Source organism: Sphingosinicella sp., assembly GCF_052387495.1.
Lineage (GTDB): Bacteria > Pseudomonadota > Alphaproteobacteria > Sphingomonadales > Sphingomonadaceae > Allosphingosinicella.
The window spans coordinates 1-2,999 of record NZ_JBQTJC010000059.1 but is presented as its reverse complement, the minus strand read 5'-3'; the positions used below and the strand labels follow the sequence as shown (position 1 = coordinate 2,999).

The 2,999-nt window shown below is 68.3% G+C and carries 2 protein-coding genes; one reads left to right on the top strand and one right to left on the bottom strand.

Features of this window, described 5'->3' with window-relative positions; genetic code table 11:
* Positions 1 to 217: 217 nt before the first annotated feature.
* Positions 218 to 1,066, top strand: coding sequence for a helix-turn-helix domain-containing protein (locus ACT4N8_RS03315; RefSeq protein WP_444856717.1), 849 nt, complete (start codon positions 218 to 220; stop codon positions 1,064 to 1,066).
* Here ACT4N8_RS03315 and ligD read toward each other — a convergent pair.
* On the bottom strand, positions 1,063 to 2,999 hold a 1,937-nt coding region (gene ligD, locus ACT4N8_RS03310; RefSeq protein WP_444856716.1), incomplete at its 5' end, for a DNA ligase D. The genes ACT4N8_RS03315 and ligD overlap by 4 nt on opposite strands.

Sequence of the window (2,999 nt, the reverse complement as noted above, 5' to 3'; positions counted from 1 at the left end):
GCCGCCGGCCAGATGCCGCTCGCGTCGAACGCTTCGCTGATCCGCTTCATTTCACCCGCGAATAGCGCGGCCCGGGCGCTTGGTGGATGATCGGGGCTGCGCAAGAGCTGATCGTTCTTGCGAACTTTTCCTTGTCGCCTGCTACGCCTGTAGCGAGTAAGGTGGCGTTCAGCTTTGGAAAGCCTAGATATTCCTTGCCTTGTTAGGGAGGGCAATAATGTACGCCGGGTTCAGCCTGATGGAGCAGCATCTGGAGGCGCCCCGCGCGCCGTTGTCGCATGGCAAGGTTGTGTTGTCGCGGCTCGCGCCGGGCCGCTCGCTGGTCGGCTCCGCCGCCCCGTCGCTGAAGCTCGTGCTGGAAGGCGAGGAAATCTACCGCGTCGACGGCCGCGAGATCCGCGTGCGGCCCGGCGAGTTCCTCTATCTCGACGCCGGCACCGATTGCGTCGGCACCAACCGCACCGAGACGACCGGGCTGTGCCTGATGCTGCCGCCCGCCTGCGGCGAGCCGGACGCTTCGGAGCCTCTGACGGGACGCGCCTTCGCGCTTTCGACCGGGACGACCAGCCTGGGCCGCGCGCTGCAGGATTATGGCGCCCGCATCGCGCGCGATCCGCGCAGCGGCGCCGCGCTCGCGCCCGAGATCGTCGCCCGCGTCGGCCGCGCCCTCGCCGAGCCGCTGGCCGAGAGCCGAACCGCGATTGCGAGCCTCACCGCGGCCAAGCCCTCGACCCGGCGCGATCTCTATCAGCGGCTCGACCGCGCCCGCGCCCATCTCCACGATCATCTCGATCGCGGCGTCGCGCTGGCCGAGCTCGCGACGATCGCGCGGCTCTCGCAATTCCACCTCGCCCGCTATTTCAAGCTCGCCTTCGGCCAGGCGCCGATCGCCTATCACCGGGCGCTCAGGCTCGAGCGGGCGGCGCGCTTCCTCGCCGCGGGCGAGGGCTCGGTGGCGCAAGCGGCGGAAGCGACCGGCTATTCGGATGCGGTCGCGCTCGGCCACGCCTTCCGCAAGCATTTCGGCCAGCCGCCCCAGCAATATGCGATGGGGCTGAGGGCCTAGACGTCCGGCAGCACCTGGTCGGCTTCGCCCCAGCCCTGGAGCGCGCGGCTCGCGGCGCGTTCGAGCAGCAAATCGGCGTCCTTGACGGTGAAGCGGCCGCCGCCGTCGAAGCCGTCCAATTCGTCCCAGTTGACCGGCGCCGCCACCGGCGCGCCGGCGCGGGCGCGCGCCGAATAGGGCATGATCGCGGTCGCGCCGCGCTGGTTGCGCAAATAGTCGATGAAGATCCGTCCCTCGCGCTTCGCCTTGGAGAGGGCGGCGGTGAAGCGGCCGGGCTCGGCCTCGGCGAGCGCCATCGCGAAGCGCTGGGCGAAATCCTTGACTTGAGGCCATTCCGCCTCCGGCGTCAGCGGCACGACGACATGGACGCCCTTGCCGCCGGTCAGCATCGGGAAGGTGGTGAGGCCGATATCGGCGAGGTGGCGCCGCAAATCGTGCGCCGCCTTCTTTACCTTGGCGAAATCGAGCCCCTCGTCGGGATCGAGATCGAAGACAATCCGGTCGGGCTTCTCGACCGAGCCGACTTTCGAGCCCCAGCCGTGAAACTCGATCGTCCCCATCTGCACGCACGCGATCAGCCCGGCGATCGTATCGACATAGAGATAGTCCTGGACGTCGCCTTTCTTCTCCTCGATCGGAACGTGCAGGACGTGCGCGCCGAAGCTGCCGCTGTCATGCTTCTGGAAGAAGCATTTCTTCGCGCGCCCCTGCGGGCAGCGGACGAGGCTGACGGTGCGATGGCCGACCCAGGGCAGCATCACCGGCCCGACCGCGCGGTAATAATCGGCGAGCTGGCCCTTGGTCACCTTCGCGTCGGGGAAGATGACCCGGCCGGGATTGGTGATCTTGACGTCGTCGTCGGCCACGTCCGGCGCCTCCTCGGGCGTCTCGCGTATCACGTCCTTGGCCGGCTTGTCGCCGCGCAGGCCGAGGAAGCTGGCGTGGCGGACGACGCCGTCCGAGGTGAACTCGGCGAAGGCGATCTCGGCGACCAGCTTCGGTTTCACCCAGTGCGCGCCGCGCGACTCGGCGCGGGGCACCTCGACCGGCGGCGTCTTCACCGCGAGCTTGTCGAGCTTCACGCGCAAATCCTGCTGCGTCTGCATCGAAAAGCCGGTGCCGACCTTCCCGGCGTAGTGCAGCTTGCCCCCCTCGTTGAGGGCAAGCAGCAACGAGCGGAAGGCGCGGCCCTTCTTGTCGCTCGGCTGCCAGCCGACGATCACCAGCTCCTGTCGGTTGGTGCATTTGATCTTGAGCCAGGCCTTGGTCCGGCCGCTGCGGTAGGGCGCTTCCGCCTTCTTCGAGATGATCCCTTCCTGCCCGGCCGCGCACATCGCGTCGTAGAGCTGCTCGCCCTTGCCGACGATATGGTCGGCATAGAGAATGAAGGGCGGCGCTCCCGGCCCGAGCGCCGCGGCGAGCCGGGTTTTGCGCTCGACATTGGGCAGCTTCGTCAACTCCTCGCCGTCGATCTCGAGCGCGTCGAACAGGAACAGGGTGAGGCCGCGACCGCCCTCGCCGATCGCCTGCTGGAGGGCGGAGAAGCCGGTATTGCCTTTTTCGTCGAGCATGACGATCTCGCCGTCGAGCAGGGCGGAGCCGATGCCCAGCTCCGTCGCGGCCTCGGCGATTTCGGGGAATTTGTCGGTCCAGTCGAGTCCGGTGCGAGTGTAGATTTTCACCTCGCCGCCGCCCAGGGCGAGCAGGCAGCGATAGCCGTCATATTTCATCTCGTGGAGCCAGCCCGCTCCTGACGGAACGTGATCGACAAGCGTCGCCTTTTGCGGCTCGCGGAATTTGGGGAGCTCCTTTCCCGTTCCCCGGCGAAGGCCGGGGCCCCGGCGGCGCTTTCGCGCCCGTCCTTGTTTCGGACTGGACCCCGGCCGTGGGCCGGGGACAGGGCTCACGCCCCGGTCGCGGGACAGACACCTCC